Annotated in this window: 22 protein-coding genes and 1 pseudogene; 2 read left to right on the top strand and 21 right to left on the bottom strand. The window is 45.5% G+C overall.

Translation table 11 applies throughout. From position 1 onward, the window contains the following. Window positions 1-53 precede the first annotated feature (53 nt). The 11 genes and pseudogenes from BM329_RS05550 to BM329_RS05505 all read right to left on the bottom strand — a co-directional run bounded on the left by BM329_RS05550 (window position 54) and on the right by BM329_RS05505 (window position 15255). Window positions 54-1073 (bottom strand): IS110 family RNA-guided transposase, encoded by a 1020-nt coding sequence (locus tag BM329_RS05550; protein ID WP_092550093.1) that lies wholly within the window; start codon window positions 1071-1073, stop codon window positions 54-56. A 360-nt stretch (window positions 1074-1433) separates the two neighbouring features. Continuing rightward, entirely contained in the window at window positions 1434-2120 is a 687-nt protein-coding gene (locus BM329_RS05545; RefSeq protein ID WP_092550090.1) for an N-6 DNA methylase, read from the bottom strand. Window positions 2121-2232: 112 nt separating this feature from the next. Continuing rightward, on the bottom strand, window positions 2233-3156 hold the full coding sequence (locus BM329_RS05540; protein WP_092550087.1) for a DUF1281 domain-containing protein: 924 nt from the start codon (window positions 3154-3156) through the stop codon (window positions 2233-2235). Between the two features lie 104 nt (window positions 3157-3260). After that, a complete protein-coding gene (locus BM329_RS05535; RefSeq protein WP_092550084.1) occupies window positions 3261-3554 on the bottom strand; it encodes a TA system toxin CbtA family protein in 294 nt (97 codons plus the stop codon). A gap of 13 nt (window positions 3555-3567) precedes the next feature. Next, on the bottom strand, window positions 3568-3984 hold the full coding sequence (locus tag BM329_RS05530) for a hypothetical protein (protein ID WP_245759016.1): 417 nt from the start codon (window positions 3982-3984) through the stop codon (window positions 3568-3570). A gap of 238 nt (window positions 3985-4222) precedes the next feature. Further along, window positions 4223-4576 carry an antirestriction protein gene (locus tag BM329_RS05525; protein WP_281245137.1) on the bottom strand — a complete coding sequence of 118 codons (354 nt, stop codon included), beginning with the start codon at window positions 4574-4576 and terminating at the stop codon, window positions 4223-4225. 732 nt (window positions 4577-5308) lie between these two features. Next, window positions 5309-6832 (bottom strand): hypothetical protein, encoded by a 1524-nt coding sequence (locus BM329_RS05520; protein WP_013185168.1) that lies wholly within the window; start codon window positions 6830-6832, stop codon window positions 5309-5311. Continuing rightward, window positions 6829-11859: an AAA domain-containing protein gene (locus BM329_RS05515; protein WP_092550075.1), complete on the bottom strand. Its 5031-nt coding sequence runs from the start codon at window positions 11857-11859 to the stop codon at window positions 6829-6831. The genes BM329_RS05520 and BM329_RS05515 overlap by 4 nt, the downstream gene beginning before the upstream one ends. 162 nt (window positions 11860-12021) lie before the next feature. Beyond that, the gene (locus tag BM329_RS05510) at window positions 12022-12936 is read right to left on the bottom strand and encodes an integrase domain-containing protein (RefSeq protein ID WP_092550072.1); all 915 of its coding nucleotides are present in this window, start codon (window positions 12934-12936) and stop codon (window positions 12022-12024) included. A gap of 839 nt (window positions 12937-13775) precedes the next feature. Next, the gene (locus BM329_RS15190) at window positions 13776-13910 is read right to left on the bottom strand and encodes a hypothetical protein (protein WP_281245132.1); all 135 of its coding nucleotides are present in this window, start codon (window positions 13908-13910) and stop codon (window positions 13776-13778) included. A 303-nt stretch (window positions 13911-14213) separates the two neighbouring features. Beyond that, window positions 14214-15255 (bottom strand): annotated as a pseudogene (locus BM329_RS05505) (IS110 family RNA-guided transposase). Between the two features lie 295 nt (window positions 15256-15550). On the opposite strand from BM329_RS05505, the gene BM329_RS05500 reads away from it, so the two are divergent. After that, window positions 15551-16195: a pentapeptide repeat-containing protein gene (locus tag BM329_RS05500; RefSeq protein WP_092550069.1), complete on the top strand. Its 645-nt coding sequence runs from the start codon at window positions 15551-15553 to the stop codon at window positions 16193-16195. Here the strand turns inward: BM329_RS05500 and BM329_RS05495 are convergent. The 7 genes from BM329_RS05495 to BM329_RS05465 form a co-directional block, all read right to left on the bottom strand. Further along, window positions 16175-17389 (bottom strand): MFS transporter, encoded by a 1215-nt coding sequence (locus BM329_RS05495; protein ID WP_177216195.1) that lies wholly within the window; start codon window positions 17387-17389, stop codon window positions 16175-16177. The two genes, BM329_RS05500 and BM329_RS05495, sit on opposite strands and share 21 nt — an antisense overlap. Before the next feature lie 17 nt (window positions 17390-17406). Further along, window positions 17407-18429, bottom strand: a complete 1023-nt coding sequence (locus tag BM329_RS05490) for an alpha-ketoacid dehydrogenase subunit beta (protein ID WP_092550063.1) — start codon at window positions 18427-18429, stop codon at window positions 17407-17409. Further along, entirely contained in the window at window positions 18430-19389 is a 960-nt protein-coding gene (locus BM329_RS05485) for a thiamine pyrophosphate-dependent dehydrogenase E1 component subunit alpha (RefSeq protein WP_092550060.1), read from the bottom strand. Beyond that, complete coding sequence (locus BM329_RS05480) at window positions 19386-20264, bottom strand: hypothetical protein (RefSeq protein WP_092550057.1); 879 nt, start codon at window positions 20262-20264, stop codon at window positions 19386-19388. Before BM329_RS05480 ends, BM329_RS05485 begins: the two co-directional genes overlap by 4 nt. Beyond that, a complete protein-coding gene (locus tag BM329_RS05475) occupies window positions 20261-20566 on the bottom strand; it encodes a hypothetical protein (RefSeq protein ID WP_092550054.1) in 306 nt (101 codons plus the stop codon). The genes BM329_RS05480 and BM329_RS05475 overlap by 4 nt, the downstream gene beginning before the upstream one ends. Next, window positions 20544-21743 carry a radical SAM/SPASM domain-containing protein gene (locus tag BM329_RS05470; protein WP_092550051.1) on the bottom strand — a complete coding sequence of 400 codons (1200 nt, stop codon included), beginning with the start codon at window positions 21741-21743 and terminating at the stop codon, window positions 20544-20546. The genes BM329_RS05475 and BM329_RS05470 overlap by 23 nt, the downstream gene beginning before the upstream one ends. A 109-nt stretch (window positions 21744-21852) precedes the next feature. After that, window positions 21853-22047, bottom strand: coding sequence for a hypothetical protein (locus BM329_RS05465; RefSeq protein WP_092550048.1), 195 nt, complete (start codon window positions 22045-22047; stop codon window positions 21853-21855). 337 nt (window positions 22048-22384) lie between these two features. Here BM329_RS05465 and BM329_RS05460 point away from each other — a divergent pair, with 337 nt between their 5' ends. Then, complete coding sequence (locus BM329_RS05460; RefSeq protein WP_092550045.1) at window positions 22385-23200, top strand: aldo/keto reductase family protein; 816 nt, start codon at window positions 22385-22387, stop codon at window positions 23198-23200. A gap of 235 nt (window positions 23201-23435) precedes the next feature. Here the strand turns inward: BM329_RS05460 and BM329_RS05455 are convergent, their stop codons facing one another. Genes BM329_RS05455 through BM329_RS05445 form a run of 3 tightly spaced genes read right to left on the bottom strand, consistent with a single transcriptional unit; the run spans window position 23436 to window position 26734 of the window. Further along, entirely contained in the window at window positions 23436-24950 is a 1515-nt protein-coding gene (locus tag BM329_RS05455; protein WP_092550042.1) for a conjugal transfer protein TraG N-terminal domain-containing protein, read from the bottom strand. Next, on the bottom strand, window positions 24947-25291 hold the full coding sequence (locus BM329_RS05450) for a hypothetical protein (protein WP_092550111.1): 345 nt from the start codon (window positions 25289-25291) through the stop codon (window positions 24947-24949). Before BM329_RS05450 ends, BM329_RS05455 begins: the two co-directional genes overlap by 4 nt. A gap of 3 nt (window positions 25292-25294) precedes the next feature. Continuing rightward, window positions 25295-26734 (bottom strand): integrating conjugative element protein, encoded by a 1440-nt coding sequence (locus tag BM329_RS05445; protein ID WP_092550039.1) that lies wholly within the window; start codon window positions 26732-26734, stop codon window positions 25295-25297. Window positions 26735-26739: the final 5 nt, after the last annotated feature.

The following is a 26739-nucleotide window of genomic DNA, read 5'->3' as shown; positions in this document are numbered from 1 at the left end:
ACCTTTCTGCATTCATCCTTTTGTTAAAAGTTAATGTTTGTCAGTGGCCGCTTTTAGTCTGGCCTGACACTGACGTGCGCCTTGTCGTATTCACACTGGTGAGCCGCTATCGCCCAGACTGTCCGGGCCAGTTTGTTCGCCATCGCCACGATGGCCACACTGGTCGGGCATCGTTTTTTGAGTTCCGTGATCCAGGGCAAAGGTTCTTTTGTCAGTAATGCAGCCGCACGAGCACCATGGATAAACAGGGTCCTCATATAGGTATCTCCGCGTTTACTTATCCCCAGCAGGCGGATTTTTCCGCCTGAACCTGTCTGTTTCGGAACAAGTCCGATATAAGCAGAAAACTCTCGTCCCGATTTAAACGCGGAGGCTTCTCCCATTGTGGCCACCGCAGCCGTGGCAATTAGCGGCCCCACGCCGGGTATTTTCAGCAGCCGCTGACAGGTTTCATTCTGCCTGGCCACGCTGACAAGCTGTTTTTCGATGCTATTTATCTGTGAATCCAACTCACCCAGCCTGTTGTACTGGTCCTCCAGCACGGTGATAAGGTACGGAGGAAGACGTATCTTCAGTCGTTCCAGTGCTGCCGGTAACTCTTTGTCCAACGCTGCCCGGCCTTTGTGGAGGGTTTCACCAAATTCCAGGAGCGTACCGTGCAGGGCATTAATTTGTGCGGTTCTGAACTTGACCAGTTGCCTGCGTGAACGATGCAGAACCAGTACTGACTGTTGTTCTTCTGTTTTGACGGCTATCGCCTTACCGGGCTGTTGTACCGCCATCCAGATAGCGCGGGCATCCATCACGTCATTTTTGTTGCCCATCAGAAACGCCTTAACAAACCGGGCCTGCATCAGTCGTACCTTATGCCCCTGTTTTGTCAGTTCTCGTGCCCAGTGCTGAGAGCCACCACAGGTCTCCATACCAATCAGGCAAGGTTCCCGGTTACTGAAGAAAGTCAGAAAATCCTGGCTACGTACCTGCTTATCAATCACTTCGCCAGTGTGCTCATTGATGAAGTGGAGCTGAATCAGATGTTTTGCGATATCAACGCCAATCGGTGTATATTTCATGTCGTGGAGTCTCCAGTCACTGGGAGCACTACGCATCCCGTATTGAGCACAATGATGCCGGAAATCTGTGAGGCTTCACACCTCCCCCTTCATCGTCGTGCTCCAGATTAAATGAATGGGGCGCGTTCATTACATTTCCTCTTTTGGTTCAGATTTGGCTCAGTGTCGGTGAATCCCGGCCGGAAACAAGGAACAACTCTTTTTGCGGAAATGAAAATTAAACTGACCCGGTTCATCCCCTGACTGACTGATAAAATCAGCTTAATTTTCACCATAACTATTTGTATTAACTCAATTTAAAAATAAAAAAAGCGCCCTGAAAGGCGCAATAGTCATAATATTTTCGTTGAAAAAATGCGTTCAGGCGGCGATAAGCTCCGCCTCCCGCAAACGCTGAGACCAGTTGCCCAGATAATGCGCGGGCGTATAACGGGTTCGTTTGTTGCCACCATCATGCAGGGCATTGCCGATGGTGACGGCGGCCGGAATACCGGTCAGCGAGAACTGGATATAGGCCATCACCGCCGCCAGCGGGTCAATATCAATCGCATAAACCCACAGGCTGCACAACGGATCATGCCCTTGTTCTCTCAGCACGTCGGCGGCGGCCAGAGTTATACAGCCCGCGCCACAGCACGGCTCACACAAGGTGACAAACGGTTGTGTCTGCAACAACCCGGCAGCATCATGCAACTGCATCTCTGCCATCATCCGGGCCACCCCCCAGGGGGTAAAGAACTGCTGAAGATCTTTATTGCCCAGCTCCAGCCGCATAAACACACTGCCCAGAAAATCACCGGGTTCCTGCGCCAGTCCGAGCACCACATGGGAAAACAGCTGTACAATCCGGTCAACATCGGCCCGTTCGTACTTGTTGATGGTTTTCAGGTAATACTGCTCCAGCTCCTCACTGAAACAGTGTTTATTGTGGATCGCTGCCATGGCACAGTTGCAAAAATCCCGGAAGACCTGATAACGGGTCTGATAACGGGCCGTTTGCTTAAACAGCGAAATGAATTCTTTCTGATGATCGGTTCGGGATGCCATTGCGTGTTTTCCTTGCAAAAAAAGTGAAAAAAGGAAAACACGCCCCGAAAAGGGAATATGTTTCCCTCTTCGGTTGATGTAAAAATAAATGGATACTGCGTTAAACGAAGGGCTATTGCCCGACGGCAATAGCCGGCAGGGCCAGCGCCGTTTCCGCCTGCTCACCGGTGACCAGATACAGTGCCGGCCGGTTTTCCCGTCCTGACTGCCCGTGACCGCTGTCCACGTGCTCGCCCTGGTCATAACAGTCGTAGCCTTTGAACTGACCTGATGCTTCGCTGTACCAGTGGCGGATTTCACAGTCAAACATCGCGGACAGCTCGCCCATCAACTCAGCCGAAGGCGGTGCCCAGGGCGAATCAAACCGCACGGTTAAACTGCTGACATTCCGGCGTTCCCAGCGGACATGATGACCAAACGGCCATTCCATCCCGTATTGTTCATCGTAAAACTGCGCCGTCGTGGCAATGCCTTTCAGCAGGGTGCTGCTACCGTTGATTTCGGTCGCCAGATTCGTTGACATAATCATCAGCATATCGCAGGGCTGTGCCGCCTGCGGATACACATTCAGCTTATCCCAGCACGCCCCGATATCGGGTGTGTCAGACCAGCCCACCATGCCAAACCAGTCGGTATACTGGCGAGTCAGCAGACGGGCGATAATGTCACGCGCTGCTTCCGGCACCTTGTCCCAGTGCATCAGGCTGAGACCGGACTGACGGTACAGGTTATCGATGCGTTTGATATTGTCCGTATTCAACGGCACATTATTCTGCAACAGCAGCAGCCACTGCTCAAACGCCAGATACTGCGCCGTCGGAACGGCCGTGCCGCGCACTAACGCCGGGTACGGCGTATACGTCTGCGGTTTGGTGGGTTTCAGTATTCCCGCACAGCCGGCCAGAAACAGGCGCAGGCTTTGCAGCACCGCCTGACGGTAACGGGGAACCTCTTCACCACAGACCCATTGCTGCATTACATCAAGACAAACGGATTTGCCGGTGATTTCCAGTTGATTGGTGCACCATTCTGCCATGTTGGTTTTCCTCATTTTTAACACTGTTCAGATAAAAAGGAGGAACCGTCCCGTCAGAGAGACCGGTTCCCCCGATGGGTCAGATAAAAAACAAAAAGCGCGGGTTAGTTGATATCCAGCAACAGGCTTTCAAGGCTGTTGTGATGAAAAAAGATTTCCCACTCATCATTAATGCGCAAGTAAGGCGTACCGGGCTGCATCGTCCCGCAGTCCAGCCGGGTTAAATCGTATTTATCGATGATATCGTTAATGGCCTGATAAGGCCGGATACCGTGTTGCATGACATACGCCACAGTGTCGCGCTCACACAATACGGTATCATTCAGGCTGAGACCAAAGTGGCGTTTCAGTAAACAGGCCGCGATGACCTGCCAGACTGTTAATTTCAGGGGTTCCATGGCAATGCCTCCATTAAGCTGTCACGGATGCGCTATGACGGAGAATATCCGCCACCTCACAGCATTGCTGATAACGGGATGACACCAGATGCAGCGATAACCGGTGTGCTTTCTGCCACAATACACAGGCAGTCCGGTAATTTTCCCAGCCCTGTTCAAATACGGCATTATTGCACAGCCGTTGCCGTTGTTTTTCCAGTGACAGGCGTTCCGAAGCCAGTGTCACCGGCTGCGCCCAGACAATGTCGCTATCACAGTATCCACCGAGCACTTTTCGCCCCTGACGGTCATACATCATCACCGTCTGCGGGATAAAATTCGGTAACGTGTCCGGTTGCCCGGTCTCCCGAACCGGCCAGTCCCCCAACAGATGAATGACTTTCAGCTTCTGCACTGCTTCCGTAATGGTGGCGGCGCTGCAAACGGACACGGTTTCCTCACGCAGCGGGAGCGCTTCCCCTGCTGCCGGGTTCGGGTATTCAGACAGGCCGGTGACCTGCACGGTAAAAGCAGTCTCTTCTGCCACGGGTAAAAAAATCGGATCCACGGTGTTATTCCTTGATTTAACGTCAATAAAAAAACACCCGCCCAGTGTCGGGAAGGTGTTTTCGGCTCCCCGGTCAGGCGCTTAAGAAAAGGGTTAACAGCAGCATCAATGTGCTGACAGTTCAGTTGTAGTTATTATTTGTACTGCGGGTCAGTGGTGTCTCAGACTCTTCATTAAAGTCACCGATATCCAGTATCCGGTGTATCAGGTCTTTCTCCGGATGTTGCAACGCGTATTTCCGCAGTTCACCGTACCGGTAAACCTCTTCATCCCGTTCATCAATCACCACGAGATGGGCAAAAACCGCTATCGTCACCACCAGCCCAAACGCATCCGCAGAGAGCGTGACTGTCAGACTTTTGCCCGGCAGGTACACCGCATAGTTTTCTGCTGCGGTGGGCACCATATAGGTCAGCGGCTCAGACATCCCCCGCTTTTCCCACTGCTCATACCGGCAATCACTACATAACTGCATGGCGGTCCGGGTAAGCAGAAAACTCAGGCACATCCGCTCCAGCGGGGTTCTGTGGGGAAACGTGGCGGACAGCGAGAGGCTGTTCAGCATGGTAAGTACATCTTTTGACATGATATTCTCCGATAAAAAAGACGGAGAACACCTTGCCCGACGGGAAACGTGTTCCCCGTCCGGGTGACTGGCCGGTTGGCCATGATGGATAAGATTAAACAACCTTCATCGCCATCAGACTGACGATATCTGCTTCCAAAGGTGTGCAGATGTACCACACGGTGGTGTACTCCCTTGCAGGCTACAGGAGTGTTGCTGTCGCTGCCCGAAGGTGATCCTCACAAGCGACCGGATCATTCGCAAACTTTTCCACGCTAATAAACGGAAAGTATAAGGTCAATGGGTAATTCATTTTCTGGGGCAGAAGATAATGTCAGGAAGACGATGAGCTTTAGGTTAGTAGGGAAGAAGGCTATCAATTCTCATTTCGCGCGTTGGCTCGGTAGTTCTCTCGAAAAATCGTAGTGTTCATAAGTAGAATTCTCACATAATAGCTATGAGCGAAAATGTATAAAAATCATTTTTAAACAATCCGTTAATAATAGTGTTTTTATCGATATGGCTCTTAAATCTTGATCAATCTGAATTATTTACCCTGTAATATGGCTATATGTTTACTGATTAAACTATATTTTTTAACCATAACTAACCCAACCCAAATGTGGATTGGGTTAACCTAACTTATGACTTTTTCAACCTGAGAATTGCTCTCGATGGTGTTTTATTTGATTCTGGTGTAGGCTCACGTCCAAGTATCTTCCAGTTAGATGGAATCAATTCAAATATATCTTTTCCACTTGATGGCCATGACATTCGAAGGCTTTCTATAGGTCCGAGACGTTCCTTAATTAAGGACTCAATAAGATTTAAACGTTCTTGGTTAACTGTCATGTATCCTATAGGAAGTGTTACAGCACTATCAATATTCGGCTGGCCATGGTATTGAACAAAAGCAAAGATACCAGGGATAATAAAAATCTCCATTCGATCTAAGTCATTAGGGGTCATAACACCAAATGGAATATTAAATTTATAATGCTTTTGGGAAGCTTTCGCATCATCAAAATTACAACCTTGGTGAATCATTGTAAAAGAAGACTGCTCGGTCCCCTTCTCCAATAAAGAAGCTAAATCCTCAGAAAAGGTTGATAGCGCATCACTACTTGCCGCCCAAAGAGGTATATCACTAGAAAGCCAAATCGCACGTAGTTCTTCATGATCACCTTTTTCAAGAAGTTCTTGACGTATCTTCTTTAGAACAGTTTTACGATTATCAGCAAGATATACAGGACCAAATAGCGCTGTTGTGTCAGGAGATCCATAGCCAGTTTTACGTTCTTCGCGTGCGACTAGCCAAGACGAATAATCTAACCTATACCCATTTGTAAACTTAATCAGAACCGAATCATCGACTAACCTACAATACTCTTCTGCGTCGATTCCCTTTTCACTGAGTACCAAGCCTCCGAGATAATCTGCTATATGGCTTTCTAATTCATTACTCAGTGGGCGTTGCAGAGTTTTATGTTCATAAGATGAGGTCCATTTCTTGGGTTCACCATGCTCAGTCGCTTGATATGTAAACTCAATATCAATTGGCAGTTGTAATATCCCATTTTTCTGGCAACCCATTATTTTATACAGTTGTGTCCGTTTCTTCTCATGGTCTTGAGTTTTACTGATCTCTAGGTAGCTCCTAAATTGGCGACCAAAAGCTTCCGTAATTTCACTTGTATTTCGCTTTCTATACTGTTCTAGAATTGATAATTCAGGCAAACCAAACATATTTGGACTTAATGCCTTTTCTTTCCTCACCGAAAGAGTAAAAACATCAAATACGACATTCTCTGTCTGCTCTATGTACTCCACTAACATCGGAGCTTTACCGTTCTGACCACTTTGACTCAACAATAATGGCGTAGGAATCATGAAACCTTGCTGATCCAACGTTGCAAGCCTTTTCTCCTGAAGACTATGAACTAATTCTTCTCGCTCACGATCATTCAGACCAAAGAAGTCTTGTATTTCACCAGGAAGCAATTTTTCAAAAATTAGTAGTAACCGACAAGAAAAAAGCTCTACCGCTGGTAAAGGCCGCTCTTTTGTCCAAGCGCAACTTAAAGAATATTTAAATGCTGGAATTAGTACAGTGATACGATTTCCAAGTCTCGGTATAGCCTTTGTTTCTGAGATTGAAGTGTTCATAAAGCTGGCTCTCCAAGAATATTCTCACCTTTTAGAACATGGTATTGTTCAGGCGTTTTTTTAGCTTTTTCTGAAATATATTCAAATACTTTTCCAAGGGCAGAGTCATTATTGTCTTTTTTCCACATTCGATTTGCTCCGAGTACAATTAATCTCTCTTGTGCCCTTGAAATTGCCACATTTATACGAGGTGCATCTTTCAGAAAACCTTGAAGAGCTTTATTGTTGTCTCTTACAAGGCTAAGAATGATAATTTTATTTTCCTGACCTTGATAAGAGTCAACGGTATCTACTTTGATAAGTTCGCGTAACGGCCCCATCCATTCAGCTCTACTTAAAGAAGACTCAATTTCCTCTTTCTGGGCGCGATACATCGTAATTATACCAATTGGATAAGGTTGTTCATTTGTGACAGTATCTCTTAAGTGTTTTACAGCACCACACTCCACTAACTGACGTAAGAGGTGGTTAAGTAGATCTATTTCTCGTGGATTAATATATCGTCCTTTACCTATTGATTTCTCTCCATTTGGAGTCGTACTATCAATCCATGAAACACCTTTCGACCAAGGAAATGGTAAATTATCATACCATTCTGGTGATGAGGATCTTCCTGTATGAAGCTTACCTATATCTTCTGCATAAAAACAGGCTGACACTAGGTCACCAATAGGTTCAATCATTCGGTATTGAGTATCAAGAGTAACCCCATCACATGCTTTATATGCTCTCTCAAAATCTGATTCATCAAATATTTCACTGTTAACTTCTAGCTTCTTGCTTGCTAAGCGTAAGTGCGCTTTGTGATAAAATGGAGGAAGCTGTTTATGATCTCCTACTAGGAGTACCCTCTTAGCACATTGCATAGCAACCATTAGCTCACTTGCTTGTGCTCGACCAGCTTCATCAATAATTACCCAATCAAACTGTGTGTCTTGTAACTCTAAAGAACGACGTCCTACACCAACTAACGTGCCACAAACCAGTTGTTTAGTTTTAAGCATAAATCTTTCATACCCAGCTTCACCACTTTGAAGTACATCCAGCCATTCCTGACTTAAGTCCAAGACGTCTCTTAGTCTTTGAAGATGATCAGGATTATTCACTCCATGACTTGCTGCTAGAATATCGAGCAATTTATCAAGTATTAATTCAGGTTCATGAGGTAGCTCCCCAATAGCACTATCGAATTGAGAACGGATTATTTTTTCTATTGTATTAAATACTTTATTCTCTTTTGCAGCCAGCGCTTCGAGCTTTGCTTCGCCAACCTGTGAGGCACCACCTATTCGAATCATTTGGTTACGCTCTCTTTTATACTGAGAAAGGATAACCAGTTGTAGATTTAGGCTACGATGTAACCGAGCAGCGTCCCTTACGAGTGGCAAAGGCAGGGAAAGTCTTTTGGACAAAGCTTCTATTCGAAGGTCATACTCCCTATGAAACTTATGCCTAATTTTTTGTTGTAGTGATCTAGTGTGCGAAGGCAACATTCGGCTATCTATTAACTGTTCGTGACCTATCCGCACAGTATCCAAGCTTAATCCTTGACCTAAACAAAGCTCCTGAGCTTTTATAGCTACATTATCAACAGCTGTGTGTTGTTGACCCACAAGTAAAATATTTGCGACCCCACATTTCACAAATAAATAATGAATAAATTTAGATACAAATGTTGTTTTACCTGTACCTGGTGGCCCTTGTAATACCCCAACAGGCCCTTGCTCTATTAACTTTTGAAAGGCTTCCAGTTGCTTAATATTTGTTTCTCGGCCCGGTTCATCATATAAATCCCTAATTTCTTCTATTTTTGGACAATCTGTCATTGAATGTAGAAGATTTTTCTGATTTGAATCAAAATAATTCATTAAATTTGGAATTATTGCTTTACCACTCAGAACTCGCTCTAAAGCACGGTGTCTCAATTCTCGAGACGATTTATTCCTAATTGACTCAATTTGGAGAATAGTTCCGGGTCTAATTTGTTTTAAGGCGGAACTATAATTTGGTTTAATTGCAAGAAATGTTGATGTAGTATCCTGAATATTAACCTCTCCAAACGGCTCATCTTTTCCTTGCATGTAGACAAGAAGGGTATCATCACACTCAATGTGCAAATCACTGCTATCCAAACATGTATACGGTAACATTGGATCCCCATTCAACGCTTCTTTATAATCTGTAGACTCTATAGTCACAGCTTGTCGAAGGTCTCCTTCAGTTTGAGCAAGAGCCTTCCAAAGGTCCATAGGTTTAATAGACAAGCGCTCTTCTTCTGTTAACGATTCAACGACATCTTCACCACTATATTTATCCACAATTGCATCAATTACAGGCTCAAGATTCATTAATACGTCAAGCAAAGGATGGCCTTCAGAAAGTGAACCATTTTGAACAGCTATCGGTCTAGTTAATACTGCGGTTGATCTGCGGGATGCAGATACAACATCACTTAGTGGTATGCCTTCAATAAATCGAATATTGATTATTTTTCGTTTTTCAACATCAATATTCACTTGTAAAAAGGCATTACTACCCGTGATATAACACTGAAGATGATCGCTGTACCCAGGGTTTCGGTTCCACCGACAGTTGACATAGTATCCATCTTCCACTGGTTCTAATAACTTGGCCTCAGACGGAAACGCAGAAGTACTCCAATAAACAACCAATGGTTGGGATTCTTCAGGAGGTATGTTGCTTTCTCCATCCTCTTGTTCAGGCAGCAACGATTGTTCTATCGCATCTAAGAGAGGCTTTAAAGCTATAGGGATACCATATTCGTTATCACGTGCATGATATATTTCAGATTCGATTATTTTTGGTAAAGTGTCTCCAAACAATTCTTCGACGATTAGAAATGTTGCGAATCGGTCTCTGCCAAATGCATCTGTGACTGCTGGATTTGATGGACCATAATGGGTATTGAAAACCGGGCTTTCAGTACCAAAATCAATTAGATCTAATAGCAGAATTTCTTTGTCTCTTTCACCATTATTTGAGACAAGAAGATTATCAACATGTAGGTCACCATGTGCAATTTGTAGCTCATGCATGTCCATAACTGATTTTACTAAAGTGGATGCTAAGGTTAGCTTATCTTCAACTTGAAGCTCACGCTGTGCGAGATAACTAGACCACGTTTCTCCATCAACATATTCTGTAGCAACAAATATTCCACTCTGTGCCATTACACCAAAATCGATCACAGCTGGGGTCAAAAGCTTACTGTTACGTATAGTTTCTATGCGCTGCATGAATTGTAAAACTCTTCGATTGACCCCTGTCTGCTCTCTTGTGATACTAATATTTGTCCAAAGTTTTACGAGTAATACTTTTTCTTTTTCTGATAAATATGTTTTTTTGTTACTTTGACTAGCCAATGCTGCAAATGCTTCTGACGCACGTTCAGGTAAAGGAGGAAAAGCATTTAGCATTACAAAAGGGTTCAAATCTTGTCGAATATAGGGGCTATGTATTAAACGATCAAAGACTGCATCAGCGTCACTGTGATGCTCTTCATTAGTAGCCGTTATCCCATTGAATGCTGATAGCATATCAATTGCACTATCAAATCTCTCTTCAGGCACCCAAGATAGCGCCTTTTCGAACCATTGATCCAACTCTCCATTGAAAGGATCTGTCTTTGGTCTTTTCCATTCAGGCACGTCATCCTCGGTAGGTAACGGTCCTTCACCAAAGCAAAATTGATAAGCAACAGAAGCCAACAAAAATACATCGAGCTTAAATGGATCGAGAATCTCACCACCCTCACTCATTTTATCTTCCGGCAGAGATATAGGGGTACTTTGTAATAAGCGGCGATGATCGGAAACTGTCCCTGCCTCTGGGAAGAACGCAGCTCCAAAGCCAGAAGTGAGTATAGTATTTTGATCTTCTGCGAACCAAAGGTTATGTGGATCAATATCTCGATGTGCAATTTTTAAACTATGCAAGTCTGAAAATGGAGTAATTAAAGCTCTGACTCTATCTATACGTGTTTCTTTATTCCAATTTTTGGCTTCACTGATAATGACATCATCTAAACGACTGTACGTTCTTCTCAGTTCATATAGTTCGCACGTGTCTTCAGTAATATCATCTTGCGACAAATCATTAACTGAGTGCAGTAAATAATCGCCTAAAACTGTTGTATTATCTCTTACAAACCTACCAATTCTTGACTCTCTCAATGCAATATCTGACCAGGTTGATTGCAAGGCATTTTGAGTTCCAAGTTTATTAAAGTCCCAACGTCTAATGAGGCCAGTAACTGAGGGTCTGTCACGATCTTGTGCTTTGAATTCTTCATAGATATAGTTTCTATGCTGGAACCAAGGTGCTTTCCTTTGAGCCACAAAATTACCAACCATAAGTTCTTTCGCTTTAACTTTTGTTCCCTCGAAAAACTCACAAATCACAGGTAGGCACTTTTCCGAGTTAGGTCTAGGTTTACCAGAATTCACAAAGAACTGTCCAATAGAACCTGTCTGAACTATAGCTTCATAATTATTTCTAAGAGCGAGAAATTCCCCCATAGTATGAACAAAAGGACGCTCTGATGCTGGTATATTTTCTGGTGTTGCATTGCCGCAAAGCACAACATGCGCTTCAACATTCAAAAAATAGCCAATTCTATGCTCAACCTCTTGCTTTAGTATATTTTTTAATCTTTGCGCCTGTTCTCTTTTTATTGCATACGGACTTTTGCCTCTATTCTTACCATTCTGAAACCATTTTCCTTTCTCGGTGGTAATAATGCCATTCCATTCTTTTAACTCAACTAAGAGCAGTCTATCATGAGTAATAATTAAACAATCAATTTCCATCGAACCTTGCTTATCAGCAACAACTAATCCCGCATATGCATGCCAGCTATTCTGAAATTCACTTTCCATTTTGCTCACAGCTTTGACCTCACTAGCATGAAGCCCTGCGCCACCAACGATCGTTAGATGCATTTTTTCTTCACTTATCAGTTTGTTTGATTCGATTTTAAGGTTAGTTGAGGTGAAAAAGAAACGCATTAGTCAAAGAATCGCCTATTAAGGTGATTTAACCACTAATCAGATACATACCTTTTTGCCGGAGTTCGGTATTGACCAGCCAAAAAGTGATGTGACCCTATGAGTTGCTCATGTTCTGATGGGCAGATCATTTTATCTAGTATGTGCCAATACATTTTATTATTAGCCCTCAATACCCTGGTAATACGCCTGCCTGATATAACGTCCCCGCCCATCGCCATGCCCCAAATCCATTGATACCAGTGCCAGCGCTTCCCGCTCACTAAAACCCTGTGCTTTATAATGTGCTCCGGATTGCCGGGCAAAATGATAGCGCATACTGTGTGGCGCTTGCTTACCCACCAGTCCGGCACGTCTGACCACATAACGGTAACGGTCTATCGCCTGATGGAGCGTAGGTTTATCAATTAATCTGCCGCTGCGCCCTGCCTGTTCGTGCTCGGCATAGGCAATAGCGTGTTGCAGCGTTTCCCGATCCAGTATGACCGTCTGCCTCGGCCGCCCGCCTTTGGTGCCAAACACCACCCGCACGGACGTATGACCGTTCTCCAGCGCTTTTTTCCAGGTGGCTAAGGATTTACCGGCTTCCACGGCTTCTTTGGTACGCAACCCCAGCACATAGGCCAGTTGCATCACTGATGCCACGCCCCGGTCTTTTTGCTCGACCTGCTGAAAAATTTCTCTGAACGCTGTCGGTGTCAGCGCAACCTTCGTGCCCTTGCGGCTCATATCCGCAATACCGAGTGCCCGGTTGCTCAGACGCGGATTATCCGGGGCGGCCAACTTAGGCTTTCCGGCCTGCGCTAAAATTGCTCTCAGTGCTGACATCTCATTTTGCAATGTCCTGTGACTGATATGGTCAGTCTTACGCTGAGCAATATAGCGCTCAATATATTTCGCTTTGAAGCTATCCATTTGCCTGAGTTTAATGCCGTTGTTTTTCAAATAGTCGAGGAACTGCCGGGCAATGCGCTCCCGGTCAGCGACCGTGGCAAAACTCCCGCCGGCTTTTCGGGCGTGAGTGATAAATTCTTTCCTGAACCGCTCAACTTTTGAACGTGATGATTTCTGTGCCATCTCCTGTCACTTTGCCTCTGTTTTTATTCATTTTTCATTCGTTTTTAAACAAGTCTCTGCGTGTCGGTTCAGGTTCACCGTTCCGTGGTGCGTCAGATAATGTGTAGCAGAGCGAAAATTGTGTTGAGTTTTTGCAGGAGCTCGCGACGTGCTCAGCACAGCGATACATGCTCCCCGTTCAGTACCTGATTCAATCAGGATGAACGCCTCATTATCTTGACGTGGATAATCTCTCCTTTTTTACGGCATCAGCCTGTTGCAAGGCATCGGGGTTAAAAAATAAACGGAATAAAGTAATTCAGAAGCAGAAAAGCACTCGTGGAAACGGGCTTCCCTGAGTAATACGTGGATCAAATGGGTTGTAAAGCCAGACCGGACGTGCTCTGGACGTTGGCCGCCTGACGGCGTCACTTGGTAATCGCGCTGCTTTTACGCAAGTGACGCCGCACAACAGTGGACGCTGAAATCATTGATGCCCTCTGATCTTTTCGCGCAATCGCGGTACAGAGATCAGGACGTTTATCGTCAGTGTTCAAAACGCAGGTTAATATTTTTCAGAACGAGGCAAAGAATGCGCTGCCCGTATTGCGTGATAAGCCGGTTGTGAATAACACCGGGTAACTTTCATCGCCGGACGGAGGGTTGTTGTCTGACGATATCTGCTTCCAAAAGTGCGCAGATGTACCGCAATCTTGCTCTCCCTTGCAGGCTACGGGAGTTTTATTTTCGCCACTCAGAAGAGGTGATCCTTGCAGGCGATAAGATCACAGATAGTCACATTCAGATGGTAGCGTGTGTATCTGGCGGGGTCAATGTCAGTGCTATGTAACCCGCTGCTTTCACGCCCTCTGGGGATCTAACACCAAAGCGCGAACCACATCAACAACACGTTGCTGATGAAGAATGACTTGCTGAACCGCTTCCAACTTGAATTCAGCGGAATAGTGGCATCTTGGCTGTTTCAATTTCATCATCACACCTCACTTTCACTGTTAATCAGATTAGCAGGCTTGTGAGGTGTCCGGAATTCTTATACCATATATGGACGCCCCCCGGTTGTGCAAGCATTGAGTCGATACGGTTTGCTACCATATATCCGGCGTCATTATGGGTTAAATCACCCGCGCCATGATGTCATCCGCACCCTGTTTCCTTCTCAGCCGTCATCGGTATGTAACTACCTAGGTTTTACTCAGGTTATTGCAGGGCCGATAGCCGTTTTTTCATCCGTGTTTGCAAACTCGGTTAAAGCGTCTGTTTCAATTCACTTAATTCAATTAATGGATAGCAAAAGCTTTTTCCATATCATAATCAACCTCATCTGTCAGAATACGCCAGATAATTCGGGTCAGCTTGTTAGCTAAAGCAACTATGGCTTTCATGGGGCCACATCGGGTAATCCGTGTTCTTAGCCACTCGCCTAAAGGATCATCCCGTTTTTGCACGCCCTGCATCATCGCTCGGGCACCCTGAATAATTAACGTTCGGAGATGACGGTTGCCATGTTTGCTCAGAGAAGAAAGACGGCTTTTCCCGCCCGAACTGTGTTGCCGGGGAACCCAAACCACACCAGGCTGATAACTGCCGGCCATGAGTCAATTGGGATGCGTTGACGTCACTCACGAAAGCCGCCGCAATCAGGGGACCAACACCGGGAATAGTCAGCAAGTGCCCATACCCTGCTTGCTGACGGGAAAGTGCCGTAATTTCGTTATCCATTTCATGAATGCTGACGTTCAAATTTTGCAGATCTTCCCACAGCGTATGCAATAAACGACGCAGCTCACAAGACAGAGCATTATCACCTTCTTCCAGAATATCAGGGAGGGGCTGTTGGAGTTTCTGAATCCCCACTGGCACAATTATTCCCTGCTCATGCTCAGCGAGAAAGGCCCTGATTTGATTAGCAAGAGCAGTACGCTGTTCCACCATGAGCTGACGGGCACGGCGCAGTGCTTTGATATCTTGCTGTTCTACGGTTTTGATGGGAACAAAATGGAGACCGGGCCGGCAGGCCGTTTCACAGATAGCCAACGCATCATTGGCATCGTTTTTTTGATGATGGCTGAAAGCTTTTACATGCTGGGTGGGAACCATTCGGACATGATAGCCCATAGACTGCAACGTCCGTCCCCAATAATGAGAAGTGGCACAGGCTTCCATAGCGATGAGGGTTTCAGGTGGAAAAGCCCGTAGGGTATCAAGAAATTTCTGTCGTGAAATTTTTCGGTTCGAAGCAACAGAACCGTCTTCCATCCAGACACAAACTTGAAAGACATTTTTAGCGAGGTCAATACCCACCACTTTGATCGTACTCATGAGATGTTCTCCCGAAATTCAGTGCATCGGATAAAAGATGGCACTATTTTCCATTGAAAAAGGGGGCGTCCATCACATCACTACAGATACCTGCATATTACCTCGTCGTTGTTGGCCCATGCTATTCTGACTGTCCTGCGGGTTGCCCGAAATTATCATGCAACTACAGATAGAGTGTGGTAGCTTATCAGCAACTCCTTTCCCACCCACATCACTTCGCATATTGCATTTTATTATATGAATTCGGGAGTCAGTTAAAATCAGTACTAAGACTTCATCATTAGGGGGCTGTTTTATGCTGAAAATTTTCCAAGACACTGGGACTGCCAGTCATCGTGATTTTTCAGGCAAGACTTTTGAGTCACTGGATTTCGCTCATTATGACTTCAGTTCAACAAACCTGAGTGAAGCTACTTTCATTGCTTGCCAATTTTATGATGAAGACCGCAGTAAGGGGTGTTCATTTCGCAACGGCATTCTGAGAGAAACAACATTTCTTAGCTGTAATTTATCACTTACCGATTTTTCATATTCTGATGTCTTTGGCGCTGAATTTTTACATTGCAAACTAAGCGGAGCAAGTTTTGAAAATGCACGTTTTGAAAATTATATAACAAGAAAAAAGTGGTTTTGTTCCGGAAAAATTGAAGGATGCAATCTCAGTAATGCGATTCTCGCGGGGATCATTATGGAAAACTGCATATTGAAAGGAAACAGATGGCATGAGACAGATATACAAAAAGCCGTATTCAGAGGCGCTGATCTCTCCGGAGGTGAGTTTTCTGGTATCCAGTGGACCGATGCTGATTTTACCCACAGTGATTTAAGGGGAGCCACTCTTCAAGGTCTGGATTTAAGAAAAGTGAATCTGACCGGAGTGAAAATGGAAGCCTGGCAGATTTCGTCCCTGATCGCTAATTTAGGGATTATTATCTCGTGAATGTTGGCAGGCTAAATGATGCTTTCGTATATTAAACAGCAGATAAACTGAAGCGGACAGAGTGACTATAACCATAAAAAACAGCATCAACTTATAAGAAATTAGCGTTGTCAGCACGCTGGATAAAAGAAAGGAGAGCGAGAAAGGAATACTGGTCACAGCTTCAAGCGATGTATTTGCTCTTCCCTGAATATCAGCCGGCAATGTTGTTTGTATAATGGTATCAAGCCCCACCATGGAGACTGGCGCACCAAAGCCGAAAATAGCACAACTGATATAAGTTATTGATATATCCTGCACGAAAAGTCCAAGTATTCCAATAGACTGGATAATAAATCCAAGACTGACTAACATAGCCGGTGTGAAACGCCGAATAAGCTTGATTGAACATATACCGCCAATCACCGCACCGAGTCCCTGAACAGAAATTAATTGTCCTATCAGGGACGTTGGTTTACCGATGTTATCCAAGATACTGAAAAGTATCATTTCATAAAAACCTGCTACCAGCAGCGTAACAGACAAACAGGTAATGCATACTCTGAGCAACCGATCTTTCCAGAGTCCATAAACGCCTTTCATTAACCCGTTTAAAGAAAATAGCTTGACCTGAGTATCTGTTTTATTACGTTCAGAATTATCACTCTTTTCGAAGTGATAAAATAGCAAGCAGGATAACAGTAATGCCAGACTGACAAAATACACAAAGATATCTGATCCAAATGTCGTGTAAATGTAAATGCCTAATATTGGAGAAGATAATCTTAAAGCCTCTCGTAAGGTACGAAGTACAGCATTTATTTTACCGATAAATCGCTCTTCATAATTGTTAACAACGAGGCATATGCGAGCTGCGTTGAACACAACGTACCCAAGACCATAAATAAATGCGGTAAAAAGGAGTAAAAGATACTGGTTGCTTTTATCTGAATAATGTAAAAGCAATATAGAGACTGCCATAAAAAGATTGGTCAGAACTATCATCCTGTCTTTTTTCAAACTGTCAATCACGTTACCTGTCAGGGGGCTGATTAATGAGGGAATGATAAAACAGAAGAAAACCAGACCGATACCTGATGTGCTTCCCGTAATTTGTTTTGCCCAAACAGCAAAAACAATATAGACAGAGGTATCAGCGATAACAGACAGACCATAGCCTGATAATAAACGACACATCCCTGGCAACTTTAACACAGAGTTATTCAACACCATTAAGAGACATTCCCGATACTGAAGATAGACTTTATTTTTTCAGTGATCTGCCGAACATTCGGCGAGTATACTTCTTCCAAGACACGGGTGTAAGGAACGGGACAATTTCTGGCTCCCAAGCGGATCACCGGATGGGCAAGAACAGCATGTAACTCTTCCGTAATAAGACACGAAATTTCTGCGCCAAAACCTCCGAATTGATTTGCAGCATGTACCACCATAGCCCGGCCTGTTTTTCTCACAGACGCTAAAATAGAGGGTAGATCAAGAGGCGTCAGCGTCCTGAGATCAATGACCTCACAGCTGATTGCATAAGTTTGCTCCATATACTCAGCAGATTCCAGACACCAACTTACCGCCCTTCCGTAACAAATCAAAGTCAGATCCGTTCCAATACGTTTTATACGCGCTTTCCCAAGCGGGATAACATAATCCCCTATGGGGACAGGACTGCACTCCTTTGACCACAATAATTCAATGCACTCCAACATGACACAGGGATCGTTATTTCTGATACAGGACAGCAGCAGGCCTTTGGCATCTTCAGGTGTACTGGGAATGACCACGTTCAGCCCGGGTATATGAGTCAGCCAGGCTTCCAGTGATTGTGAATGCTGTGCTCCCCCCATGGTTCCACCGCCAATATGCATCCTGACCGTCAGAGGAATGTGGCTTACCCCATTAGTTGTATATCTGAGTTTCGCAGCATGATTAACAAGTTGATCAGACGCTATGGTAAGATAATCCATCAACATTATTTCAACAATCGGGCGATGACCGACCAAAGCGAGTCCGATTCCCAATCCTATAATCCCCTGTTCTGAAATAGGCGTTGTGCGTACACGATGAGTTCCGTAACGTTCTTCGAGTCCCTGAGTCACCTTGTAGATACCGCCAGAAGGGGTGCCAATATCTTCACCTAACAAAACCACAGCAGGATCATAGGCTAAAGCTAAATTCAGGGCATTGTTAAGTGCCTCTGCAAAAGTCAGACAGATTGTTTTTTCACAATTAACGTCCATCTATGCCTCTGTAATCTGAGTTAATAATGCATCAGGAGCTGGCGGAGAAGCAATCATTGCATCCAGATAAACCTGATTAACAAAATCATCCGTTTCTCTTTCGAAAACCTGAAGCTCAGTTTCCCGGCCGCTCGTCAAAGAAAGTAAAATCTTTCTGAGAATTAGCAGAGAATCTGCGTTATTTAATTCCTCTTGACAGGGCAGATTCATGTAATCGGTGGTACTGCCGGCCATATGTCCGTGCAACCTGGGAGCCAAAATTTCGATAAACGCTGGCCCCTTACCTTTTCTAACCTTTTCAGCAAAATCTGAAACCAGATCGATAACTTTGGTAGGCTCGGACACATTCACACAGGTAGCAGGGATCTGGTAATTTGCAGCCTTTTTATACAGCACCGTATTCTTTGTTATCCGGCTAAGTTTTGTGTGCAAGGCATACATGTTATTTATACACAGAAATAGAACGGGAAGAGCCCACAAGCCGGCAATATTAAGCGCCTCATGAAATGCCCCTGTAGTGGTGGCCCCGTCCCCAAACGTCACAAAAACAAGATGTCCTGAACCGGACAACTTCATAGAAAGCGCCGTTCCGCAGGCTATTGGGAGTCCGCCACCGACAATCCCGGTGGTAGCAAGAAAGCCATGCAGGGGGGAGCTCAGATGCATGCAGCCTCCTTTACCGCCTGACAATCCGTCTGCCTTTCCCATGATTTCAGCAAAATAAGCATATGGGCTGACACCGGCGGCAATAAGATCACCGAGACAGCGGTAAGTAGAGATAATTTGGTCCCCTTCATTGAGGCTATAGCCTATAGACGCAGAAACGATTTCCTGCCCTTTCACAGGATAATGCAGGGCAAAAAAATCCTGGGAATGCAACCCATCCTGAATTCGGGAATCAGTGGCACGAATAAGATATGATGTTTTATAAACCCCAAGAATTCCGGCTAAAGATATCATTTGGCCTCACTTAACAAATAGCGTTTTTTTCGCAATTCAAAGGAGTCTTTCAGTATTCGGAAAGGAATCAATGGATTCGCTGAACAAAAAGTATCAGCCAGCATATCAATTTCATGATAATGCCTGGTATCCTCTAAATACATTTCGATGGCGCGAAACTTTGCATAAGGGCTGACATTGGAATTCATCAGCAACTTAATCATTTTGATGGCATGGCTATAATTATGAAGTTGGATAAATCCGTCAAGATAATCAAGGTATTTTGATTCACTCACACCTAAATCAGGGACAATACCCAGGCCAGACTCTTCAAAAATCATCCCGGTGAAACCAGGATCTCGATAAGTTCTGATAATGAATGTCACTGTTGGTCTTGATAAGTGGAGATTACGATGTATCAGACGAGAACCATTTAAGATAGTGCGGCTATCCCCGCGAGACAACAATTCATTCGTTTCAGATTTCAGAATCCCTGTTTGAAGAGTATCGTAGCCTCCTGTTCGTTCAAACGTAAAGGTTTCATGTTTACAGGTGCCTTCAAAGATTGAAAATGCGCCTGAAAAAGGATGATCATGGATGGTCATATCAACAGAAGACCATAAATACATTTCAATAAAAAAACGCTGTCCTGGTGAAACATATAATGTAAAAGGAGGTTGACCGAACTGAGAACCATGATTGAAGCGTTGTTTGGGAATGGCTGGATATTGAAGAAGATCCTCAGTCAATTGGTAGATATCAATAACTTCCTCGGGTCTTTTATTGAGAATAGTATTATGGGCCAGTTCAGGAAAAGCACTGATGCTGAAGTCTATACTTTCCCATTCTGCATTCAGACCTGCTCCCAAACTTTCGACATAACTCAAAATGTTCATTCTTTTTCCCTCTGACAGTGGAGGTTAATGTATTTTATGATTTTACCTTCCCATACTTCCCCCCATATTTCAGGAGAAATTCCTTCATCAGAAAGACTGACCAGAGCACAAAGGATAATGTCTTCTGACAATCCGGTTTCTAAAAAATCATGTTTTGATATATCAGATGAACTAATCACAAAATCAATGATTTTTGTCAGATCTTCATTGGCAAAAAATATTTTCTGATTAAAACGTAATTCAGTCCCTTTTTTTCTCGGAAGAATTCTGAGTGTATTTTTATTTTTGTGTAAATAATACATTCTCAGTTCTCCTTCGGTTATCTTTCTCAGCTATGATGGGGCACCATAAATCCAACCCTTTCAGATTACCTGTTATAGAAAGTGCACGAGAACGAGATCCTGCACCACATAATTCACCTATCTCACAAGTGGTGCACGGAGAACCTATGTCAGAAATTTTAATATTTCTTAATTTTTTCAGGGCAGCGGCGTTATACCAGATATCAGTCAGAGAGTGTTCCCGCAAATTACCACACAGGACAGTGTCGTTTCTTGACATAAGAACCGAAGGATAAACCATTCCGTTCCCACTGATATTCAGGTCTCCGACGCCACTGGGATCAGCAGTCTGATAAACGGACGAATACATTGGATCTGTCAGTGTTGAACGGTATCCCCATATATCCCATATTTGCTGTGGTGAATATCCGTTACGGATTAATGGCAGATAAATTTCCCATGGGGCTGAGACAGATATTGTCAGTTTTCGGAAATTATCATGGTTTCGGGTTAAATGAAGTATCATTGACTCCCACTGTTGATACTTCAGTTCTAACTCATTGAGCGCATTCTTTCCATAGCCCGCCGGAAAAAAACGAATAGCCGTGACACTTTTTGCGCCCAATTCTTCGGTAGCAAGCCTGTATACTCCCTCAAGTTCATCAGCATTCATACCACTCACAACAAAACTAACACCAAGCGAAAGGCCGGTAGCAGAGAGGGATTCTGCGCCAGAAATTATCTGTGAAAACAACAGCTCCCTTCTTTTTTGATCTCTGTTTTTTCTGTGGCGCAATATATCAAGTGAATCCGGTGTTGAACCATCAATGCTGATGTTAAAACTTATGTCTGGACACTCATTCGCTAACGTTTTTATTATTTTTTTGTTTAATAATGTTCCGTTAGTGACGACAGTGGTATATAAACCAAAACACGATTGCGCATGAGCCAAAATCTCAGACATATCAGGCCTGAGAAAAGGTTCTCCTCCAGCGAGGGTTAAATCAATAACACCTGATTCATGTAATTGACTTATTATATTTTTTATTTCTGCCGTAGTCAGTTCATTGTCCTGTCTTTTGCCTGATGCAGCATGACAATGTCTGCATGCAAGATTACACGCATTTGTCATATCAAAATCAACGTGAATAGGTGAAGAAAACAGAGGCTCATCGTTATCAGTAATCAGGTTCATCATTTCCTCACCAATCCAAATGGGATAAACATCCTGTGATTTATGAAGAACAATAAATCACAGGATAACCACAATAAAAACTATCGGATTTTATATTTTCACTTAACTAAGGTCAGTCTGTCATTTTATGACGAGGCCAGGCCATCGCTGAGTTTTCAACTTTAGTCAAAGCTGGTGTGGTGTGACGGGGCCATGCCATAGACTGGCTGTTTACTGACTGGAGTGCTGGTGTTACAGTTACATGACGAGGCCATGCCATTGAGTCATTGCCTACCCTATTAAACTGTGGATTAAGATTATTTTTCATTGAAAACCTCCAACTTAAACTTATCATTGTTTGAATAATCTTCTCAAAAAATTAAACAGAAAATAAACATTATAAATCAGATTTCATATAAATAATTAACTTATATCCTCTGTTAAATAAAGTGATTTATTATATTTTTTAGCTATAAAAAATAATTAACACAAGAGAAATAGAATATTTTTTAATTATTATTAACTCAACAGCCTTATATTTTTATTAATATCTTCATGGAAGGTTAATGAAAATAGATGGTTATTTAATTATAAGTTGCGGCCAAATTTTATAAATTTATCGTTTATTTTTAAAGAAATAATTCAACTGAATCGGAGTATACTTTATGAAGTTCATCACTTTTAATGATGGAAACAAAATGCCTACCCTTGGGCTGGGAACCTACCAGATAGATGAATATCGTATTCATGATATTTTACATTCTGCATCAGAAGCAGGATACCGCTTGATAGATACTGCATCACTATATGGTAATCAAAGTCATATTGGGCACTTTTTGCGAAGTACGCCGATACCCCGAAAAGAGTTTTTCATTACAGGAAAACTCTGGAATGACAGCCATTATAATGTCATCCATTCGTTATCGAAAACCCTGGATGAACTGGGATTGGATTATGTTGATTTATATCTGATTCACTGGCCTGCAACTCAGTCAGGAGATTATATTAAGGCCTGGACAGACATGATTACCCTGAAAGAAGCTGGACTCATAAAAAGTATCGGTGTAAGTAACTTTAGTATTGAGCAAATTAATACTATTGTCGACGCCACATCGTATTTACCCGTCATTAATCAGATAGAAATACATATCCGCCATCAGCAAATAAGTACAGTGACTCAACTATCTGAAATAGGAGTCGCTGTCCAGTCCTGGAGTCCATTATGGGCTAATGATCTTTCTAAATGGGAACAGCTGAAACTTAACTTAATTGCAGGCAATTATAACAAATCACTCATTCAGATTATCCTTCGGTGGCATATACAACGCGGACTCAGTGTCATACCTAAAACATCTGTGGCAGACAGGCTGAGAGAAAACATAGATATTTTCGATTTCACTCTCTCAGAAAGAGACATGATTTTTCTAACATCACTTAACCGAAACAAGAAAATCATGGAATACCCGGAAGAGTATATCTGATCACAATTCAATCCCCCATATCCATTATTTCCATAGGGTTAACGATGCAGAACCCAAGGGTTGAAGATGATGATTAACCCTATAAACCCGACTATGAATTAAGATTGAGGAATTAATAATATTTAATTTCATATCAGATAGTTAACATTACTGAAAACAGACATATTGAGCCATCGGAGTAACATTAATCAGGGAACAGTTACCCTACTCTTTATCACTTTAATGCTCCGTTCGGCTATTTTTTCCCAGACATCATCTTCTGCATCACTATCTGCCCGAACATGCCAGCTGACTGCCTGACCTGCCCCACGCCCTGGTTCATCATGCCACTGATATCACCCATCCGCACCCCCGCCCAGGCTAGTGCGCCCAGCCAGACCATCGGCAGGACAATAAACAGCATCCCCATCACCAGCGCCATAATGAGATCATCCGAGGTGTTCTGCAACCCGGCCAGATTAAACAGGCTGTGGGTGTCTGAACCGTACAGCGCATCCAGCAGAAAGCTGTCCAGCCAGCGGGCCAGCTCCCACCAGAAGGTGAGAAAATTCAGCGCAAAAATCACAAACGTCAGCGTCAGGACGGTCTTAAATTCATAGGCAGCCAACAGCAGGATCAACGGCAGCAGGATATACAGGGCCATCAGGAGAACGGCCTGCATCATCGGCAGCGCCTGCCGCACGGCATCCAGCATCGGGTACGCAAGCAGGCCACCCAACATCACCCCCGCAGAGGCCCCGACCCGGTTAGAGCCATCCCAGACGGTAAAATCAGCATTACCGCCATAACCCGCGTAGACATACCCCTCCTGCGATACCGTCAGGTTGACCGGACTGACCAGACGACGGATCACCGCCGCTTTATATTCACGGCTTCCCTTGCCCAGCATTTTCAGGGCCGCCGACAAACGCAGCCACAGCCCCGGATCGGCCTGTGCCAGTACCCGGGCTTCCAGTCCGGTTTGCGGGGCTGACCACCAGGCTTTACAGGTGGGATAGCCGCCCCGCCCGGTATTCGGCCAGCCGCTGTCCCGGCTCTCTATCCACGGGAAATGCGCCCGGGGTGTGCGTGATTGCAGCGTAGTGTAATCCCCCGACAGGAACGTCTGACTCCCCAGCCAGTCGATATCCTTCAGCACCACGGGATCACCGGTTTGCCCCTGATCGCGTTGTTTCCACTGATAAAGCGCCAGGGCATAGCAATCGTGGGTAAAATCCTGCAATTCCGCTGCCAGTGCGGCATTGGCAATACGGGTGTGCTGCACCTCAAAACGCAGTTGCCGCAAATCCGGCCGGCAGGGCACTGACGCGACCGCCGCCTGCGTCAGCCCTTTCGATAACCGGTGCACCACCGCCCACCAGACTGGTACAGCGGCCGTGTGTTCGCCCAGACTGGAAATCACCGGCGCATATCCCGTTTCCTGCGGTGATTTCGGCGTCCAGGTGCCGCAGGCCTTAGACCGGGACGGGTCATATTGCAGGGTACTGAGGCTCACCTGAACCAGCGGGACGCAACAGGCGATCATGACAAAGAACGCCCCATACAGGGTATTTTCGAGACGGGAGAGCGACCGGAGCCCCGCATTGCCCTCTTCCACGCTGTCTTCACGGATTTTCAGCCACAGGGCCATGATTTTGAACAACAACGGCACGGTAAACAGCCCGGTGGTAATCAGTACCTGCCACAGGCCATTATTCACCACCCAGCCGAGCAGGGTCAGAAAGTATTCCAGATAACTGTTTGTTGTCATGCGGTGCCCCCCATGCTGCCTGACAGGGCGTATTCACACAGCAGGATAAACAGCAGGCTGGCCGTCATCATACGGATCAACGGTGCCCGGTACGCGGGTTCGTGTTGCGTTGCCTGAAAAATCTTCCGGCTGCCCCAGCCCAACAGCGCATAAAGGCTTAACCGCCAGACCAGCCACAGCGATTGATGGTTTTCCATCCCGTGACGAAAGGCGGACAGGTATTCGGGATAGCGCATCCCCGCCCAGCCCGTCAGCAACGTAAGGATTATCACTGCCGCAATCGCCAGAGCGATGCCAGCGCCTTTTTTCAGCCTGGACGATGCTTTTGCGTTACCGGCCATCACTTACCTTCCCGTCGCCCGGTTTGCCGGATTTTCCAGTTGATAGAAACGCTTATCACTGCTTTCCGTCACGTGTTTCTGCGGATGTGTTTCAATCCGGTGGTTTTCCCGCTCAATAATGGTCAGGATGGCGTTGTGTGCCAGTTCGCGTTTCAATGTCATTTCATTTTTCAGGGCAGTGATTTCCCTGTCCAGCGCTGCAATCCGCCGTTCGCCTTCGTTCAGGGCTTCGGCCTGCGCGGCGGCATTGGGTTCGGACATGCCGGTCATAAGCATCCGGCGCATCAGCAATGCCGTCTCCGTGGTCTCTGCCATCGCCAGTTCACCCGCCAGACGGGCTGTCAGCGCGGCATTGTCCGGATCACGTTGCAATGCCTGGATCACGCCCCGGGTAACGGTCAGGCTGCCGGTTTTCAGTTTGGCCAGATTTGGCGCCGTCGGTTTTTCCGTCCCGTTGACCAGCTTCACCAGCTGTTCCATATTGGCCTGAGTCTGTGCTTCCAGCATCGGTGCAAAACCCGTGCCGGCAACCGTCGCGCCCGGTTGGTGCGCCTCGCCGCCGCTGATGCACTCCGCCGCGTTGGCACAAGTACGGATTGCACGGTCACCCAGCACGTTGACAACCACTTCTGCTGCCTCACGCGCACTGCTGAATTTGGTGCAGCTGCTGCCGCTGCAATCCTGATGCCGGATAGCGGCGGTGCTCAGTACCGGCTGATGGTTCATCATATTAAACCCGGCACTGGCTAAATCACGGGTCGGACGAATGGCACTCTGCCCTTTACCGCCCTGCTTCCGGCCGCCAATCCACGGATGCCCGCCCGTCCCGGTGGCTTTGGTGCCGGCATTATTGGCCCGCACCGCGTCAGCATCCCCGCTGTTAACTTGTGTCTTGTATTCCTGCATCGCCGCAGACTGCGTCCATTTGTTGTTTTGCGCAAAATTCCCCATCTTTCTGGCCATGTTCTGGCAGTTGAACTGGGCTTTGTCGAACGCAACATTGGCCTGTAACACGCCGTTGGTCAGCATGTCATACAGCCCCGGATTGGCCCGCTGGATTATCATGGCGGGGAGACTGGCGACCGCCCCGGTGGCGCCCTGAATGACTTCGCTCATCAGATTTTTCATGCCCGCCGTGATACCGTTGAGCTGGTTACTAACCGTGGTTTTCAGGTCAAAATTGCCGCACATCAAATCCGAACTCCAGCCGAGTTCCAGCCCGGCCAGCCTGGTTGACCCCGCGCGACTGGCCGGCTCAGAAATCACCGAGCCGCCACCGAGGGTATAGAACAGCGTATCGGAGACTGCCCCGCTGCTCTGTGCACCATACCCCAGTGCACTGTGAGTAACAGCCGGTAAGGAAACCGACCGTTCTGATGCCTGAACCTGAGCGGTAACGAGTGCCAGCCCGCCCGCGATCAGCAGTCCCGGTTTTCTTATCATTCCGT

This window comes from Xenorhabdus koppenhoeferi (genome assembly GCF_900116635.1).
Classification (GTDB): Bacteria; Pseudomonadota; Gammaproteobacteria; order Enterobacterales; family Enterobacteriaceae; genus Xenorhabdus; species Xenorhabdus koppenhoeferi.
Note: the sequence above shows the minus strand (reverse complement) of the source record. Positions and strands in the feature narration are given on the sequence as shown.

Bases quoted from the DNA above. Each gene is read 5' to 3' on its own strand.
- BM329_RS15190 (WP_281245132.1), bottom strand. From the start codon at position 13,910: ATGATGAAATTGAAACAGCCAAGATGCCACTATTCCGCTGAATTCAAG.
- BM329_RS05470 (WP_092550051.1), bottom strand. From the start codon at position 21,743: ATGATGAACCTGATTACTGATAACGATGAGCCTCTGTTTTCTTCACCT.
- BM329_RS05455 (WP_092550042.1), bottom strand. From the start codon at position 24,950: ATGACAACAAACAGTTATCTGGAATACTTTCTGACCCTGCTCGGCTGG.
- BM329_RS05545 (WP_092550090.1), bottom strand. From the start codon at position 2,120: ATGGCATCCCGAACCGATCATCAGAAAGAATTCATTTCGCTGTTTAAG.
- BM329_RS05500 (WP_092550069.1), top strand. From the start codon at position 15,551: ATGCTGAAAATTTTCCAAGACACTGGGACTGCCAGTCATCGTGATTTT.
- BM329_RS05445 (WP_092550039.1), bottom strand. From the start codon at position 26,734: ATGATAAGAAAACCGGGACTGCTGATCGCGGGCGGGCTGGCACTCGTT.
- BM329_RS05535 (WP_092550084.1), bottom strand. From the start codon at position 3,554: ATGGAACCCCTGAAATTAACAGTCTGGCAGGTCATCGCGGCCTGTTTA.
- BM329_RS05485 (WP_092550060.1), bottom strand. From the start codon at position 19,389: ATGATATCTTTAGCCGGAATTCTTGGGGTTTATAAAACATCATATCTT.
- BM329_RS05540 (WP_092550087.1), bottom strand. From the start codon at position 3,156: ATGGCAGAATGGTGCACCAATCAACTGGAAATCACCGGCAAATCCGTT.
- BM329_RS05510 (WP_092550072.1), bottom strand. From the start codon at position 12,936: ATGGCACAGAAATCATCACGTTCAAAAGTTGAGCGGTTCAGGAAAGAA.
- BM329_RS05490 (WP_092550063.1), bottom strand. From the start codon at position 18,429: ATGGACGTTAATTGTGAAAAAACAATCTGTCTGACTTTTGCAGAGGCA.
- BM329_RS05520 (WP_013185168.1), bottom strand. From the start codon at position 6,832: ATGAACACTTCAATCTCAGAAACAAAGGCTATACCGAGACTTGGAAAT.
- BM329_RS05480 (WP_092550057.1), bottom strand. From the start codon at position 20,264: ATGAACATTTTGAGTTATGTCGAAAGTTTGGGAGCAGGTCTGAATGCA.
- BM329_RS05465 (WP_092550048.1), bottom strand. From the start codon at position 22,047: ATGAAAAATAATCTTAATCCACAGTTTAATAGGGTAGGCAATGACTCA.
- BM329_RS05475 (WP_092550054.1), bottom strand. From the start codon at position 20,566: ATGTATTATTTACACAAAAATAAAAATACACTCAGAATTCTTCCGAGA.
- BM329_RS05550 (WP_092550093.1), bottom strand. From the start codon at position 1,073: ATGAAATATACACCGATTGGCGTTGATATCGCAAAACATCTGATTCAG.
- BM329_RS05450 (WP_092550111.1), bottom strand. From the start codon at position 25,291: ATGGCCGGTAACGCAAAAGCATCGTCCAGGCTGAAAAAAGGCGCTGGC.
- BM329_RS05525 (WP_281245137.1), bottom strand. From the start codon at position 4,576: ATGCAGTTATGTAGTGATTGCCGGTATGAGCAGTGGGAAAAGCGGGGG.
- BM329_RS05515 (WP_092550075.1), bottom strand. From the start codon at position 11,859: ATGCGTTTCTTTTTCACCTCAACTAACCTTAAAATCGAATCAAACAAA.
- BM329_RS05460 (WP_092550045.1), top strand. From the start codon at position 22,385: ATGAAGTTCATCACTTTTAATGATGGAAACAAAATGCCTACCCTTGGG.